The 17,254-nt window shown below is 35.5% G+C and carries 13 protein-coding genes; 5 read left to right on the top strand and 8 right to left on the bottom strand.

Annotated features, from left to right (window positions below):
• Positions 1–72: 72 nt before the first annotated feature.
• Both cmoB and cmoA read right to left on the bottom strand, forming a co-directional pair.
• Complete coding sequence (cmoB, locus tag MTZ49_RS15090) at positions 73–1,029, bottom strand: tRNA 5-methoxyuridine(34)/uridine 5-oxyacetic acid(34) synthase CmoB (RefSeq protein WP_264746275.1); 957 nt, start codon at positions 1,027–1,029, stop codon at positions 73–75.
• Positions 1,026–1,766 (bottom strand): carboxy-S-adenosyl-L-methionine synthase CmoA, encoded by a 741-nt coding sequence (gene cmoA, locus MTZ49_RS15085; RefSeq protein ID WP_264746274.1) that lies wholly within the window; start codon positions 1,764–1,766, stop codon positions 1,026–1,028. The genes cmoB and cmoA overlap by 4 nt, the downstream gene beginning before the upstream one ends.
• A 109-nt stretch (positions 1,767–1,875) precedes the next feature.
• Between cmoA and MTZ49_RS15080 the strand changes: the two genes are divergently transcribed.
• The gene (locus tag MTZ49_RS15080; RefSeq protein ID WP_264746273.1) at positions 1,876–2,670 is read left to right on the top strand and encodes a PhzF family phenazine biosynthesis protein; all 795 of its coding nucleotides are present in this window, start codon (positions 1,876–1,878) and stop codon (positions 2,668–2,670) included.
• A gap of 30 nt (positions 2,671–2,700) precedes the next feature.
• Here MTZ49_RS15080 and murU read toward each other — a convergent pair whose 3' ends face one another.
• Positions 2,701–3,372 (bottom strand): N-acetylmuramate alpha-1-phosphate uridylyltransferase MurU, encoded by a 672-nt coding sequence (gene murU / locus MTZ49_RS15075; RefSeq protein ID WP_264746272.1) that lies wholly within the window; start codon positions 3,370–3,372, stop codon positions 2,701–2,703.
• Positions 3,369–4,394, bottom strand: a complete 1,026-nt coding sequence (locus tag MTZ49_RS15070) for an aminoglycoside phosphotransferase family protein (RefSeq protein WP_264746271.1) — start codon at positions 4,392–4,394, stop codon at positions 3,369–3,371. Before MTZ49_RS15070 ends, murU begins: the two co-directional genes overlap by 4 nt.
• Before the next feature lie 123 nt (positions 4,395–4,517).
• Between MTZ49_RS15070 and MTZ49_RS15065 the strand changes: the two genes are divergently transcribed.
• Both MTZ49_RS15065 and MTZ49_RS15060 read left to right on the top strand, forming a co-directional pair.
• Positions 4,518–7,331: an LPS-assembly protein LptD gene (locus tag MTZ49_RS15065; protein WP_264746270.1), complete on the top strand. Its 2,814-nt coding sequence runs from the start codon at positions 4,518–4,520 to the stop codon at positions 7,329–7,331.
• Complete coding sequence (locus MTZ49_RS15060; protein ID WP_413774159.1) at positions 7,312–8,604, top strand: peptidylprolyl isomerase; 1,293 nt, start codon at positions 7,312–7,314, stop codon at positions 8,602–8,604. The genes MTZ49_RS15065 and MTZ49_RS15060 overlap by 20 nt, the downstream gene beginning before the upstream one ends.
• A gap of 98 nt (positions 8,605–8,702) precedes the next feature.
• Here the strand turns inward: MTZ49_RS15060 and MTZ49_RS15055 are convergent, their stop codons facing one another.
• Positions 8,703–9,926 (bottom strand): hypothetical protein, encoded by a 1,224-nt coding sequence (locus MTZ49_RS15055; protein ID WP_264746269.1) that lies wholly within the window; start codon positions 9,924–9,926, stop codon positions 8,703–8,705.
• Positions 9,927–10,132: 206 nt separating this feature from the next.
• Here MTZ49_RS15055 and MTZ49_RS15050 point away from each other — a divergent pair, with 206 nt between their 5' ends.
• Together MTZ49_RS15050 and cptA are read left to right on the top strand one after the other, a co-directional pair.
• Complete coding sequence (locus MTZ49_RS15050) at positions 10,133–12,997, top strand: FAD-binding and (Fe-S)-binding domain-containing protein (protein WP_264746268.1); 2,865 nt, start codon at positions 10,133–10,135, stop codon at positions 12,995–12,997.
• 537 nt (positions 12,998–13,534) lie between these two features.
• A complete protein-coding gene (gene cptA, locus MTZ49_RS15045) occupies positions 13,535–15,334 on the top strand; it encodes a phosphoethanolamine transferase CptA (RefSeq protein ID WP_413774158.1) in 1,800 nt (599 codons plus the stop codon).
• Between the two features lie 65 nt (positions 15,335–15,399).
• On the opposite strand, the gene lptB is transcribed toward cptA, so the two are convergent.
• The 3 genes from lptB to lptC are packed head-to-tail and all read right to left on the bottom strand — an operon-like array spanning position 15,400 to position 17,252.
• Positions 15,400–16,125, bottom strand: a complete 726-nt coding sequence (lptB, locus tag MTZ49_RS15040) for an LPS export ABC transporter ATP-binding protein (protein WP_264746267.1) — start codon at positions 16,123–16,125, stop codon at positions 15,400–15,402.
• Positions 16,126–16,129: 4 nt separating this feature from the next.
• Complete coding sequence (lptA, locus tag MTZ49_RS15035; RefSeq protein ID WP_264746266.1) at positions 16,130–16,651, bottom strand: lipopolysaccharide transport periplasmic protein LptA; 522 nt, start codon at positions 16,649–16,651, stop codon at positions 16,130–16,132.
• Positions 16,641–17,252, bottom strand: a complete 612-nt coding sequence (gene lptC / locus MTZ49_RS15030) for an LPS export ABC transporter periplasmic protein LptC (RefSeq protein WP_264746265.1) — start codon at positions 17,250–17,252, stop codon at positions 16,641–16,643. Before lptC ends, lptA begins: the two co-directional genes overlap by 11 nt.
• Between the last annotated feature and the right edge of the window lie 2 nt (positions 17,253–17,254).

Here is a 17,254-nt window from a genome sequence, read left to right as displayed (position 1 = left end):
TAGTACTTAATCATACTATAAAATAATAACGAAATAGTCATATACTATTGTACTACAAGATATTAACAGTAATTATTTATTAGCCAGTATCACAGCACGTTTAGGTGCTGGTAATCCTTCTATAGTGAAGTTGTGATCATTAGGGTCTAGAAAGTCTGGTAGCGATTGAAAAGTCATCCAGTCAGTTGATCGCTGTTCTTGAATAGTGGTTTGACTGATATCAACACAGCGAATATTGTTATAGCCAGCACGTTTTAACCACAGTATTAAAGCGGGAACTGAAGGCAAAAACCATACATTACGCATTTGTGCATAACGATCTTCTGGAACTAATGCTTGTTGTTCATCACCCTCAATAATGAGTGTTTCTAAAACTAACTGCCCACCTTTTACAAGACAGTCTTTTAACTCAAGCAAGTGATCAATAGGGGAGCGACGATGATACAGTACACCCATTGAGAATACTACATCAAAACTTTCTGACTGTTGGGGAAAGTCATCTAAGGTAAAAGGTAATGTCCATACAGGTAAATCAGGAAGGTATTTTTTGATGGCTAAAAATTGGCACATAAAGAGTAAATTAGGGTCAATGCCTAATACATATTTTGCACCTGCGCCTAACATACGCCATTGGTAATAACCATTGCCACAACCTACATCTAAAATATGTTTATCTTGTAGATTAAGATGGGGACTAACTCTATTCCATTTCCAGTCAGAATGCCATTCGGTATCTATAAAGGTATTGAATGTTTTGAAAGGACCTTTACGCCAAGGCATTAGTTTGCGTAAGGCTTGTTCTAGTTGGGTGTGTTGTTGTTCAGAAATAGCGCCGTTAATAGCAAACTCTTTGGCTAATTCGATATGTTCAACATTAAGTTCTGGTAGTTCCGCGATAGCAGCTCGCCAGCGAGGTAAGTCACCATGTTCTCTAGCTAGTCTCTTTTCTACTAGTTGGGGTAGTTGGCGTGCCCATGCTTGTAGATTGGTTTTTGCTAAGAGGGGTATTAAGTCAGTTAAGTCAATCATGGTAAGGCAATAAGAGAAATAAAGTTAAGACATTGAAACCAGACAGTTACTTTGGAAAAACCAGCATCATGTAGCCTTTGCTGGTGAATAGCAAGTGTATCTATTTTCATTACATTTTCAATAGCTGTACGCTTTTGAGCTATTTCAAGTTCGCTGTAGCCATTAGCTCTTTTAAATGCCAAATGTAAATCATTGAGAATATGTTGTGCATGACTGTCATCAAAGCGAACTTTTTCGGAAAGTAATAATGCGCCTTTTTTATCAAGAATGTTATAAATATTTTTAAGTATTTCTAAACGCTGCTCAGGCTTAATGAACTGCAAAGTGAAATTCATAGTAATTACAGAAGCTGCTTGCCAATCCATAGTTACAATGTCATCTTGTATTACTTGTGTAGGCACAAGTTCTTGGTACATGGCTTGTTGTGCAGTTAAATACTCTTGGCAGCGCTGTACCATAGGTGCTGAGTTATCAATCGCTAGAATACGACAGTCTGGTTGTTTTACATGACGGCGCAAAGCTTGAGTTACTGCGCCTAAGGAACAACCTAAGTCATACAGTAAACTATAGGGTTGAGCATATTGCGCAGCGATTACCCCAATATTTTCTACAATAGTAGGGTAGCCGGGTACAGATCGTTTGATCATATCTGGAAAAACGTTTACGACATCTTCGTTAAAAACGAAATCAGGCACTTTTTCCAGAGCAGTAGCAAAAATATTATCAGTTTCTTTCATAGTGATTTAAAGTAGATAGAACGCTTTATTTTAGCATTATGCTGGTATATATTCCTAGCAATGATAACAGAGAGTATTTAATGGTAAAACTTGAGTGGAGAAAACAATAATGAAATTAAAAATGTTTCAGGTAGATGCATTTACTGATACGCTATTTCAAGGCAATCCTGCGGCAGTTATACCATTAGCAGAGTGGTTGTCTGAGTCTCAAATGCAGCAGATTGCAGCTGAAAATAATTTAGCAGAAACTGCTTTCATTAAACAGGTTACAGGTAATAAGTATCATATTCGTTGGTTTACTCCTACCGTAGAAGTACCTTTTTGTGGCCATGCTACCTTAGCCAGTGCTTTTGTTTTATTCCATGAAAATGAATCATTAAATGAAGTAGTGTTTACCACTGAGCAAGTAGGGCAATTAATTATTTATAAGGGAGAGAATGGTTTTATACAGATGGATTTTCCTAATAGAAAACCTACTGAGGTAATTGATAATCCACCACAGGAGTTGTTAGCGGGGCTAAGTATAAAGCCACAGCGAGTGGTGCGTAACGTTCAAGCCTATTTTGCTATTTATGAGAATGAGCAACAGGTACGTGATGTAGTGGCTAATGGTGAGCAACTCTGTCAGCTGGATCCTTATTCTGTAACGATCACAGCACCTGGTAAAGAATATGATTTTGTTTCACGTTTTTTTGCAACTAATCATGGTGTTGATGAAGATCCAGTAACAGGTTCGATTCATACAGGATTAGCTCCTTATTGGGCAGAGCAATTAAATAAGACCCAACTATCTGCTTATCAGGCTTCTGCGCGAGGCGGTAAGTTATTATGTGAGGTTAAAGGTGATCGAGTAGTGATTGAAGGAAAAGGCGTTCTTTATTTAGAAGGTTATATTTATTTGTAATATTTTCATAAGAATGAAGGGAAATGACCTTCATTCTTTTGGCTGCTTTTGCTTAGCTTCTATTTGTTTAAGACGTTCGACAGTTCCTACATCTACCCAATCACCTGTAAATAACTCACCAGTTACTTGTTGCTGTTGCATAGCTTCTCTTAACAGTGGAGCTAATTTAAAAGCTTTTTCAGCGCAGTTGGCAAAAAGTTTTGGGTTAATAATAGCTATACCTGAATAAGTATATTTTTGTTCAGCTTCATTTAATACAATATTATCTTGAGTGAGAGCGAAGTCACCATTAGCCACATGTTGTGGATTATTAACTAATACTAAATGAGCTAGATGATTAATAGAGCGTTTTAGTTGTATAAAAGGGTAGTTACAAAAAATATCACCATTGACTATTAAAAAAGGTTGGTTACCTAAAAGAGGTAATGCTTTTAAAATTCCGCCTCCTGTTTCTAAAGGTTCTCCTTCCGCTGAATACCGAATAGATACACCAAATTGTTCGCCATTACCCAGATAATTTTCTATTTGTTGGCCTAACCAAGCATGGTTAATGACTAATTCTGTAAAACCTGCTTTAGCCAATGCTTTAATATGATATTCAATAAGAGGTATGCCATTCACAGGAATTAATGGTTTAGGTGTGGTTAAGGTAAGAGGACGCATACGTTCACCTTTACCAGCAGCAAGTATCATTGCTTTCATTGTTTGTTCTCGGGTAATGAAAGTTGGTTTAATAGATCTTTAAGGTCATTAAGTTCGGGACGACGTTTAATCACTTCATTAATATAGTTGAAAAAGCGTGGTACATCTTGCACATAACGGGGTTTATTATCTCTATGTCGTATCCGAGCAAAAATCCCAATTACTTTAAGATGGCGTTGTACTCCCATTAAGTCACTGGCTAATAAGAAGTCATCAAAATTATTGTGAATAGTAATACCTTGTTGCTGTGCTTGCTGCCAATAGTGTAATAACCATTGTTCCACTTTTGTTTGCGGCCAACTAATAAAAGCATCTTTAAAAAGACAGGTAATATCATAAGTAATTGGCCCATAAACAGCATCTTGGAAATCCAATACCCCTGGATTAATGTTACTGAACATTAAATTGCGTGGCATATAGTCACGGTGTACAAGCACTTTTGGCTGTTGTAAAGCACTGTCAATGAGTTTTTTACAAATTTTTTCCCATAGTAGTTGCTGAGTTTCTGTAAAGACAATGTTACAATGTTTGTTAAGGTACCATTCAGGAAAGAGTAATAATTCTCTTTGTAAAAGAGTTTCATTATATTCAGGAAGCTCAGTGGATAAAGGCGCTTGTTGCAGCTTAATTAAGCTATCAATGGCAAGTGGGAATAGTTTATCTGCATTTTGCTCAGTAAGTATTTCTAGCCATGTTTGGGTGCCGAGGTCTGATAGCAATAAAAAACCTTGCTCAAGATCAGCAGCTAGAGTTTGTGGAACATTTAATCCTTGTTTGGCAAGTAAGCCAGCTACTTTGATAAAGGGTTGGCAATTTTTATTTTCTTGTGGCGGTGGGGCATCCATCACTATTAGTGATTGATTATTTAAGTAAAGTCTAAAATAACGACGAAAACTTGCATCACTACTAGCCGCTGTTAATAATATGTCACCTTCATTTAGTTTGCCTTTGAAGAAGGGTAAATCAAGGGTTAGAGAGGATAGCCAAGTGGTTAATTGGGCTAGACGTAAGTCGTTATTCATAAATTGCTTCTCCAAAAGGGCTAGCAGTTAACGTAATGATGCTTTATTATCCACTATCTTTGCTCGATCATCGAGAGTATATTTGCCTGATTTTGGGCTATAGGAATTTTGGATTATTTTAAGATGGCAGTTAAAACTACCGTTTTTCACAAAAAAATACCTTTGTTAGTAACTGGCAGCTTTTTGTTATTGCAGCCTTTGGCCTTTGCACCAGTTACTTTTGCTGATAATAATCAGTTTGCTTGCCGTCCTTCTGCATCTGGTGGATGGGATTGTTCTACAGCTGAACGTTCCGCCAGTTTGCCACCACGTCCTACTACTTCTGTAGACCCTACTGTAACTGTAGCTAAAGCAGATGGTAAAAAAACTACTAAGGCAACAACACCTTTAGCAACTGAAAATAAAGGACGTGTCTTAACTAGTCGTAGTGAAGACTATAGCCATCTTGACTGGGTACCAAGAGATCAATTAACACCTGCACAACTTGCTGAAATCGGTATGTATTGTGAAGGTAGTTATATTGAACCAAATCGTGTGGGCATGAATGATAAGACTCCTATAGATGAGGCACCCACTTATATTGCTGCTAATACCTCAAGTTATAATCAAGAAAATCAAGTGGGCACTTTGGCAGGAGATGTGGTTCTACAACAAGGTTCTTTGCAAATAGAAGCAGACCAAGCCGATTTATCCCGTCTTGATAATATTGGTACCTTGTCTGGTAATGTTAAGTTACGTGATGTTGGTGCATTAGTTGTTGGCGATAGCGCTGAAGTTAAGTTGTCAGAAGGTGAAGCGCAGGTTGAAAATGCAGAATTTGTGGTACATCAAACCCATTATCGTGGTAATGCTCGTTATATCAAGCGTAGTTCTGATGGTCTGATTCGCTTAAAAGATGGTACTTTTACACGGTGTGAGCCAAGTGATAATACTTGGACAATTCGTGGTAATAATGTTGTTTTAAATCGTGACACAGGCCGTGGTACAGCCACTAATGCTACCTTAAGGGTAAAAGATATTCCGGTAATGTATTCGCCCTATATTTCATTCCCTATTGATAAACGTCGTCAAACCGGTTTTTTAATGCCTAGCTTTAGTTCCAGCGGCGACAATGGTTTCACGTTATTAGCACCTTATTATGTTAATTTAGCGCCTAATTATGACTTTACCCTTTATCCACAACTAATGACTAAACGTGGTTTATTGATGGAAGGTGAGTTTCGTTATTTAACAGAAAGCAGTCAAGGGCAATTTGCTGCTGCTTATTTGAATGATAATGGTGATATTGATGAAGACCGTAAAGTTTATGGTGAGGATACGCGTAATCGTTGGATGTATAGCTGGCAAAATACAACAGGTATGAATTCACGTTGGTTAGCAGAGGTAGATTTTACTCGTATTAGTGATCCTTTCTACTTTGAAGATTTGGATATTAATAGTAATGGGGTAAATAGCCAGGCTTATGTGAATCAAAAAGGTAAATTAACTTATCGTGGCGATAGTTTTACTGCTGCTATTAATGTGCATGCTTACCAAATGGCTACAATAAGTAGCATTACAGCCTATGATCGTTTACCTCAGTTAACTTTAACAGGTAAGTTACCCTTTACTCCGGGTGGTTTAAACTTTGATTATGATGCTGAGTATGTACGTTTTGATCGTGACTTAGAAAATAAAACCTATGATAATTTTAACTATCAATCCGATCCTGATTTGCAATACATGACTTATCATCCAGATTATTTAATTCAAGGATTGATGAGGGCAAATGGTAATCGTGCTTATGTGGCACCTGAAGTTAGCTTACCAATGAAAGCTTCTTGGGGTTACATTACACCTTCTGTGCAATATGCTTATACCAATTATGATTTAGATTTGGATCATAAAGGTAAACAACAAATGTTAGCAGAAGGACAACGCTTTAAGAATAGTGTTGATCGTGGGGTAGCCATTTATAAAGTAGATTCAGGTTTATATTTTGATCGTAAGGTAAATTGGTTTGGTACTAACTTTAAACAAACTTTAGAACCACGTGCTATGTATCTCTATGTACCTTATGAAAAACAAAATGATATCCCTATTTTTGATACATCAGAAACTCCATTTGGCTATGATAGCTTATTTAGAACGAATCGTTTCTCAGGACGTGATCGCATAGGTGATACTAATCAAGTCTCTTTAGGCTTAACGAGCCGCTTGTTAGAAGATAATGGTTTTGAGCGTCAACGTGTAAGTGTTGGGCAAGCTTATTACTTTAAAGACCGTAAAGTGCAAATGCCAGGTATTGATTGGCGGCAAAGAAACTTAGCTACTAATGATACATCGCCCATTGCTTTACAATATTTGTATCGTTTCAATCGTGATTGGCGATTATCAGCAGATTACAACTGGAGTCCTGAAGATAGTAAGACAGAGTCTGGTAGTGTGATGTTACATTATCAACCAGAAAGTAATCTTAATAAGATATTTAATATAGGTTTCCGTTATCGTGATGATAATGTAGCTTATAATTGGTGGACAAGTAAGTGGCAGCAGTCTGGTGATATGACTCGTCATTATTATCAGTATGGTGCTTGGCGAAATGATACTATTAAAGATTACTATAAGATAAAACAAGCTGATACATCTTTTATCTGGCCAATTATTCCGCGCTGGAGTTTAATTGGACGCTGGCAATATGACTATAACCGTAATCGTACTTTGGACTCATTTGGTGGTATTGAGTATGATAGTTGTTGTTGGCAGTTCCGTGTAGTGGGACGTTATTGGCAAAAATATGATGAGAGTATTCTAAGTCGTACTAATAGTACATCTGATCGAGGCATTTTCTTCCAAATAGTGTTTAAAGGGTTAGGTAATGTTTATGGCAGCGGTGCTAATGGTTTCCTAGATAAAGGTATTGAGGGTTATCGTAAACGTGAAGATCAAAGTTTCTAATTTTTGGCTGGTATTATTCTCAGTATTAGTAGTTTTTTCTGGGTTCACCTCTGCACAAGTAAAAAGTTTAGACCGTGTAATTGCTATTGTTGATGATGATGTCATCATGAAAAGTCAATTAGATAGTAGGGTAGAAGAGGTTGTTCAGACTGTATCTAAGCGTGGTGGTGATTTGCCACCACAGGATGTTTTGGTAAAACAAGTACTAGATAGATTGATTGTTGAGGATTTACAAATTCAATTGGCTAACCGTTATGGTATTACAGCTGATGATGAAGAAGTTAATCAAGCGGTTGCTGATGTGGCAAAACGTAATAACTTAAACATGGATCAGTTTAAAAAGGTTTTACAAAATGAAGGATTATCGTTGACTGCCTTAAGAGATCAGATTCGTCGAGAAATTCTTATTAATCGTGTGCGGCAACGAGTGATTGGTGAGAAAATACGTATTACTGATCAGGAAGTTAAAAACTTTTTAAATTCTGAAATAGGTAAAGCTCAATTATCAGAAGAATATTATTTAGCCAGTATTTTAGTTCCTGTATCTCAGGGAAGTTCTTATGCTGAAATCCAAAAAGCAGAACAAAAAGCTACTGATATTTATCGACAGTTAGAAAATGGTGCTGATTTTGCTAAGTTAGCGATGACTAGCTCTAGTGGTGATAAAGCGCTAGAGGGTGGAGAAATTGGTTGGCGTCAAGCAGCACAATTACCACCACCATTTGACCAGTTAATACATGGTTTGAAAGTAGGTGATTTTACACAGCCTGTCAGTACACCAGGTGGTTTAATCATCTTAAAAGTAATGGATAAAAGAGGTGGAGCAGCTCATTTACAAGATGAGACCAGTGTTCGCCATATTTTATTAAAGCCAAGTCAAATACGTAGTGAAGAAGACACTAAAAAATTAGCTGATCGTTTATATCAACGTATTATGGCTGGGGAAGATTTTGCTCAGTTGGCTAAAAGCTTCTCGGATGATCCTGGTTCTGCACACCGGGGGGGAAGTTTAAATTGGATTGATCCTAGTACATTAGTACCTGAGTTCCGTAAGGTAATGGATGAGTTGCCTGTAGGTCAGATATCACAACCATTTAAAAGTCGTTACGGATGGCATATCCTACAAGTAGAAGGTCGTCGTTCTACAGATAACAGTGCAGAATACCGTAAACAACAAGCCATGAATATTCTTTATGGTCGTAAATATGATCAGGAATTACAAATTTGGCTACAACAGCTTCGTGATGAAGCTTATGTGGAAACAAAACTATAGTTCTATTTGTTCTAATCTAAAAAACTAGCGATGCTTTGTTATCGCTAGTTTTTTTGTCTAAATACCTTATTTTTGTCTAATTCAAATTAATTTGCTATTTATTCTTTTGAATCTATTGATAGAATTTGTTGTACATACTGATTTAATGTAAAGGGTAGATTAGTTTTGCCTGTTAAACTGGTATTAGTGGTTGTTTTAAACCATTCCAGAAGGTATATTTCAGGTGTTTGCATTTGTCCTTGGGCTGCTTTGAAATAATCTAAACAGGCCATTTCTACAGAAGGCAATTGTTTATCCATAAAGCCAATAAGTTCTTCAATTTGTTTTTGATCTAATGACTCTACACCTAAATGACGGCTATTTAAAATCATTGACTTAATAATTGTTGAGGCTTTATTTTTTAAGGCCTGGTATTCAATACCCTGCATATAGCTAGCATTACCATTAGATTCTTTAATAATAATTAAGCCAAAAATTAATAGAAAAGCAGATAGGTATTGCTCAATATAGTGGTAGTCTAATATCTCATTGCCCTGTTGTTGTAAAACAGATCGTTTAGATTGGTTGATAAGCCCCATAAATGTTTCTGTCTTATCTCTAATTTTTTCAAGTACTTTAGTATGTTTTTTAGGGCGACATAGTTCCCTTATTAACTGTATTTCAGTTTCATCAACAGCATGCTCGCTTAAATTTCTGAAAATATAGGATTGGTCTGATAAATTAATACGGCTTTTTTCTTCAAACCATGCTTGGATAGGTAAGGTTGGGTCACTATTGTATTTTTTGGTATAGTTACAATAACTAGTAATTAATTGTTTTATCTGTTGATAATTATTTTTAGTTAATTCAGGAATTCGTTCTTTCTTAGTGCCACGTGTGAGATATACTTTTTGTAAGGTAGGTGTTGTATGTTCTAGTAAGTTATTAAATTGTTTGCTAGATGTATAGTTTGCTTTACCTTTTGATTGGCGAATACCAACAATACAGAGTAGTAAGTACAGTGAGGAGATATGTAATCTTGTATTAAGTTGACGAGGATTGGTATTTTGGGATGCTAATAATGGTTCTTCTAATACTTTTTGAGCAATAGCCTGTTGTAAAGCACCAATTAAATGGGAAGCACGTTCAGTCACTTCTAATTCTATAAATTGTTGTGTATGTTTATCAGTTAGAAATCGCCAAATAAGAAAACCTATTATTAAACATGCTGCTAGAATAATAATATTATAAGTACCTTGTAAAAATACACTTGCTGCTTGCAGTGCAATAGTGATTATAAATAATATTGATAAAATCTTTTTGCCATAACTGCTTTGATCCATAAAGTCTCTTCTTATAATTAGTTAGTTTTTAGTAGAATAGTATTCTAATAGATTTATTGATATTTTGTAATATTTGCCTATAAATGATGATAGAAATCTATTTAAATATAGATTTTTAATGATATGAACAGAACCGTTATATAATAGTTTGTATTTTTTATAATAATTTATTATTGCCTGAATGGACAAAACAAATAGGTTTTACTATGACTGTGCACACCGTGACTAATTTGCCAAATAATTTCCTCCATGCTGTTAATTTATTGATACCAGAAAGTCGTCGTTTTACAGATCCGATGACTACTTTGGCTTATGGAACAGATGCTAGCTTTTACCGCTTAATCCCCAAGTTAGTAATTCGTGTTGAAAGTGAGGAAGAGATAGTAGCTATTTTAAAGGCTGCTTATAAAGAGCAAGTTGCAGTTACTTTTAGGGCTGCGGGCACTAGTTTATCTGGACAAGCTTCTACTGACTCTGTGTTATTGGTATTAGGTGATAGTTGGAATGGTAAGGATATCCGTAATGATGGTTTACAGATTCGTTTACAGCCGGGAGTGATAGGTGCGCAGGCCAATAAATGGTTATTGCCTTATGGTCAAAAAATAGGGCCTGATCCAGCCTCTATTGATACCTGTAAAATAGGTGGTATTTTAGCCAATAATGCCAGTGGTATGTGTTGTGGTACTGCTCAGAATAGTTATAGTACGATTCAAGATATTCGCGTTGTATTAGCTGATGGTACGGTACTAGATACCGAAAATCCTGAGAGTGTAGAAGCTTTTAAACAAACTCATAACTGGTTATTAGAAGAGTTAGCACAATTAGCCAAAGATACTCGTGCTAATACGGAGTTGGCGGATAAAATTCGCCATAAATACCGTTTAAAGAACACCACAGGCTTATCTATTAATGCATTGGTGGATTATGATGAGCCTATTGATATTTTAAAGCATATTATGGTGGGGTCTGAAGGTATTTTAGGTTTTATTAGTGCAGTTACTTATAACACAGTACCTGAACATCCTTTTAAGGCCAGTGCCTTTATTGTGTTCCCAGATATTGAAACTTGCTGTAAAGCTGTACCTATTTTAAAACAACAGCCAGTTTCAGCTGTGGAGATGCTTGATCGTCGTAGTTTACGTTCGGTAGAAAATAAACCGGGCTTACCAGAATGGGTAAAAACCTTATCAGATAATGCTTGTGCCTTATTAATAGAGTCACGGGCAGTGAGTCCTAGCTTATTAAATGAGCAGTTAAAGCAAATTATGGAGTCTATTAAGCAGTTTCCTACTGAGCAAAAAATAGATTTTACTCAAAACCCTGCGGAATATAGCAAGTTATGGGCTATCCGTAAAGGTACTTTCCCAGCAGTAGGAGGCGTTCGTAAAGTAGGTACTACGGTAATTATTGAAGATGTTACTTTCCCTATTGAGCGATTGGCTGAGGGCGCAAATCGTTTAATCGAGTTGTTTGATAAACACCATTATGATGAAGCTATTTTATTCGGTCATGCCTTAGATGGTAATTTGCATTTTGTATTTACCCAAGATTTTAGTAATGCAGAGCAAGTAGCACGTTATTCAGCATTTATGAATGATGTTACTCAGTTAGTAGCGGTTGAGTTTGGTGGCGCATTGAAAGCTGAGCATGGTACAGGTCGTAATATGGCGCCCTTTGTTGAGTTAGAGTGGGGAACTGAGGCTTGGCAGTTAATGTGGAAGATTAAACGGCTTTTTGACTCTAAACACATTCTGAGCCCTGATGTTGTATTATCTAAAAATAAAGAGATACATTTACAAAATTTAAAACCATTACCTGCAGCTGATGAGTTAGTTGACCGTTGTATGGAATGTGGTTTTTGTGAACCTGTTTGCCCTGCTAAAGATTTAACCTTATCTCCACGTCAACGGATTGTAATTTGGCGTGATATTCAAGCTAGAAAACGAGCAGGGGAAGATGTTAGTGAGTTATTAAAACAGTACCATTATTATGGTGTTGAAACATGTGCTGCTACAGGTTTATGTGGTATGCGTTGTCCATTAGAAATTAATACAGGCGACTTAATCAGAAAGTTACGTGCTGATACAGTAACTCATACCAAAATGGCTAATTGGATAGATAATCATTTTGCAACTGCATTAAAAGGAGCACGTTTTACTTTTACTGTAGCTGCTAAAGCACAGCATATATTGGGTACTCCAATGATGGAAGGAATTACTCATGGCTTGCGTAAGTTAAGTTTTAATCATATACCTCGTTGGTCTAATGCAATGCCTACAGCAGGTGAACCGTTAAGATTTGTACCACCACAAACAGATAATCGTCCTCGAGTAGTTTACTTTACTACTTGTGTATCTCGGATGATGGGGCCTGCTGTTAAAGATATTAATCAAGTGCAATTAGTGGATAAAACTAAACAGCTTTTACAAAAAGCAGGTTATCAAGTGGTCTTGCCAGAATGGGTGAATGATCTTTGCTGTGGTCAACCGTTTGAGTCTAAAGGGTATCCCGAGCAAGCTACCAAAAAAATAAATGAGTTAATAGAAGCCTTGCTTGTCGCCAGCCGTAATGGTGAAGATCCAATCTATATGGATACAAGCTCTTGCAGTTTACACGTGATAGAGGCAGTTAAAGCACGGGGAATTAATCTAAATGTTTATGATTCAGTAGAATTTATTCATAAGTTTTTATTAGAGCGTTTAGAATTTCATCCTATAGAAGAAGATATTGCGTTACATATCACTTGTAGTAGCCAACATTTGGCTGAAAATCAAGCATTTTTAGATATTGTAAGAAGTTGTACTACAAAACAAGTGGTTATTCCTGAAGATATTCATTGTTGTGGATTTGCGGGTGATAAAGGATTTAATACACCAGAACTCAATGCACATTCTTTGCGTCGTCTTAAAGATGCTGTTAAGCATTGTAAGCAAGGTGTTTCCAATAGTCGTACTTGTGAAATTGGGTTAAGTGAGCATAGTGGCATTAACTATCATAGTATAGTGTATTTAGTGGACACTGTTACAACACCTAAATTTATCTCTGAACAAGTAAATGTTTCAAATAATTAAAGCAAAAATATTAACCAATCTATTAGTTAACTAATAGATTGGTTATTGTTATGAATAAATAGACCTTGAATTATTTATAACTTATTGAATAATAATAAATTAAATGTTGTTTATGAGTCGATAGTTGTTTGCTTGATTTAAGCCAATATTTTTATAGCTTTTAGTCCAATAAACAAAGAAAATAGCTTGACTTATTCACAGCGCTTGAAAAATCTAGCCTTTTCTTGTCAAGTTATTTTAAATATTTTTGTATTTATATAAGTTGTTGAAAAATATGAAGAAAAATATGATTTAAAAAGTAGCCAATTTAAGCCAAAGGTACTTGTTAGCAAGGCTATAGGGAATTTTTAAACTGTTATCAACAGAATTTGTGGATAGTTTTTTAGCAATTTAAACAAACATATTATTTTTTAAGAAAAGTGTATAAATTTATTAAAAATACAACCTATTTACATGGTTACTACAATTATTTTACATAAATTTGACAGGCTGTTTTGTATTCTGCATCCATTATAGTATGACAAAGTTGGGTATAGCGTGGATTACGTTCAGCAAATTGATGAGTCAAAAAAAGTATTTGATTGGAAAGTACTTGTTTGGTCGTTGCTATTCTTTTGGTATTTTTCTGGTGTTATACAGTCACTAATCTTTTTCTCTGGTACAGCAGGTTTTGAAGGGTTAAGAAATAGCTTCTATTTAAGTACCTTATGGTTGATACCTTTATTATTAATACCAAATTACACCAAACAAATAGCAGCTGTTATTGGTATTGTATTGTGGGCTGCTTCATTAGGTAGTTTAGGCTATTACATAATTTATCAGCAGGAGTTTTCTCAAAGTGTAATTTTTATTATGTTTGAGTCAAATCCAGCAGAAGCAAGTGAATATATTAGCCAATACTTTAGCATAACTTTATTAAGTATATTGATAGCTTATACCATAGGTGGTTTTTTATTGTGGCGTAAAGTACGAGCTATTTATTTTCCTAATCAGTTAATAACTTATACAGTGTGTTTATTTATATTTATCAGTGTGATGGGCTATCCGCTTGCTAATAGAATGATAAAAAAGCAAGAACCTTTAGCTGTTGCGTCTGAAAAAGCATTTATTCGTATGGAGCCAGCAGTACCTTGGCAATTAGCGGTTGGTTATTATCAATATCAACAACAATTAACTAATATGCAAAAGTTATTAGATAATAACGCGTCTTTACCACCATTAACTAATTTGCATGATATGAATGGGGATGCACCAAGAACATTTGTATTGGTGATAGGGGAGTCTACTTCACGGCTACATATGGGATTATATGGCTATCCTCGTGATACAACACCAAATTTGCAACAGATACAAAAAACAGATAAAGGATTAGTAGTTTTTAATAATGTAGTGGCTGCTCGTCCTTATACTATTGAAATGTTACAACAGGCATTAACTTTTGGGGATCAGCAAAATCCTTATCGTTATTTAACAGAGCCATCATTTATTAATTTGATGAAGCAAGCAGGTTATAAAACATTTTGGATAACTAATCAGCAAACCATGACAAAACGTAATACCATGCTTACTACGTTTTCACAAATAGCAGATGAGCAGTTTTATTTAAATAATCAACGTAGCCAGAATGCAGAGCAACATGATGAAGTGGTTTTCGAACCTTTTGCTAAGGTCTTAAATGACCCTGCACCTAAAAAGCTTATTGTGGTTCATTTGTTAGGGACTCATATGAATTATAAATATAGATATCCTGACGAGTTTAGTAAATTTGAAGGGAGAGATAAAGTTGTTCCCGATAATTTAGATGCGAAGCAGGTCGCTATTTATAATAGTTATGATAATGCAGTGCTTTATAATGATTATGTGGTATCTACATTAATTAAAAAGTTTGCTGCAACAGATCCTTATGGCTTTTTAGTTTATTTATCAGATCATGGGGAAGAGGTTTATGGCGATCCTCAGCATAAGATTTTAGGACGTAATGAAGCGGCTCCTACGAAAGGTATGTATACGGTTCCTTTTATGGTATGGACATCACCTAGTTGGCAACAAGAGCATAAACGGAATTTACAGTCGATGGTTAATCGCCCTTATAGTTCAAGTCATTTAATTCATACTTTATCTGATTTGGCTGGTTTAACTTATGATAATTATTTACCTGAGAACAGTTTGGTTAATGCTAATTATGCAGTTAAAACTCGCTGGATAGGTGATCCTAATGGTAAATTAAAGTCTTATGATGCTTTATTTCCAGATAATACTAAACAATCTACAATGGGCAATCCGTTAGCAATAGCTAAGGAAAGGCAGTTAAAGACTAAAAGAGAGTTAGTTGATTAACAGATAGAGTAATAAAAAAGCCAATAATTTGTTTATTGGCTTTTTTGAGTATTGATTAAGCAGTATTAAAGGCGGAATTCTTGGCCTAAATATACATCTTTTACAATTTGATTATTTAAGATATCTTCAGAACTGCCTTGGGCAATAATTTTTCCTTCATTCACAATATAGGCTTTTTCGCAAATATCTAATGTTTCACGTACATTATGGTCAGTAATCAGGATACCAATGCCTCTATCTCTTAAATGATAAATAATCTGTTTAATATCGTTAATAGAAATAGGGTCAACCCCTGCAAAGGGTTCATCGAGTAATATAAATTTAGGGTTACTCGCTAGTGCCCTAGCAATTTCAACACGACGTCTTTCACCACCTGAAAGGCTCATGCCCGTATTGTTACGGATATGATTAATATGAAATTCATTCAACAAACTTTCTAAGGTTTGGTTACGTTGTGTGGCTGTTATATCTTTACGCAATTCCAAAATAGCCATAATATTTTCAGTAACAGTGAGTTTACGGAAAATAGAAGCTTCTTGAGGTAGGTAACCAATACCTGCTTTAGCACGACCATGCATAGGTAGGTTGGTTACATCTTTACCATCGATAGTGATGATGCCTTGTTCAGGGTGAATTAAACCAACTATCATATAGAAACTCGTGGTTTTACCTGCACCATTAGGGCCGAGTAAGCCAACAATACGACCACTCTCAATAGATAGGCTAACACCGTTAACAACTTTACGGCCATTATAGGTTTTAATTAAGTTACTTGCTGCGAGTGTAGTCATTAGCTTATTTCTTCTTCTCTGGTTCAAGTACCATGTTAATGCGACCTGGCTTATTGGTGGAAGTAGTAGTGGTTGTTTTATTGCCTGCACTAATCAATTTACGTGCTGTATCGTAAACAATTTTATCACCAGTAAACACATTATTTTTTTGAATTACTTTAGCATTGTCAATCAATATAACTTTTTTGTTAGTTAGCTGATATTGTATGGTTTTGCCATAGGCTTTAATAACAGGATCATCTGCTGAAGGCTTTTGTTCATAGTAAGCTGGATTACCTTGGGAGGTCATCACCTGAATTCCACCCTCTTTATTACGAGTAATGGTGACAGTATGTCCCATAACTTTCATACTACCTTGAGTAATTATCACATTACCACGATACACTAATACCCCTTTGTTATTATCCAAGTCAGCAGTATCTGCTTGAATATGAATAGGTTGTTGACTATCAGTGGGTAAAGCATAGGATGCTGTTTGAGTTCCCATTAATAATGCTGCTAATATAATTAGGTATTTAATTCGCATTCTGGCCTCTATTTATTTTTGTCCTCACGTTAGACAAAATTTGTATTCGATTTGTTTCAAAATAAGCTTTAACCCCATTGCCTGATGATTCACCATCTGCTGAAGTGACAATAGCGTAGTCACTAGACTCTGCATATTTTTTATCAGGATAGATCATTACTTGACCATATTTTATGGGGTCAGATTGATTTTTTACTTGTCCAATTTCAAAAGTATTGGTTTGACCCTGTTCGTCAATTTGAGTACCTTTGATATTATTAATTAATTTGACTTCATCACCCTTAGGGCCAACTTCACCTTTATCGCTTCTAATAAACCATGGGTGTGCAGCTTCTTTATAAATATGTGCTGTAGGATTTGTTAAGTAGCTAATATCTGTTTCTTCAACATGAGTCAGTTTCTCTGTTGTCATTTTATAATCTGTAGTGCCATTTTCATTATACTGAACAACATTTACATCATTGGCAAAGTAATCAATAGTAGGTTTATTCATAAATTTTGTATCTATTTTTATAGTATCTTCTTCAAAATACTCAAAAATAGCCACTAATGCTACAAGTAATAGCAAAATACCGATTTTATAAATAAAGCTTCTAGTCATTG

The organism is Entomomonas sp. E2T0, assembly GCF_025985425.1.
Classification (GTDB): domain Bacteria; phylum Pseudomonadota; class Gammaproteobacteria; order Pseudomonadales; family Pseudomonadaceae; genus Entomomonas.
Note: the sequence above shows the minus strand (reverse complement) of the source record. Positions and strands in the feature narration are given on the sequence as shown.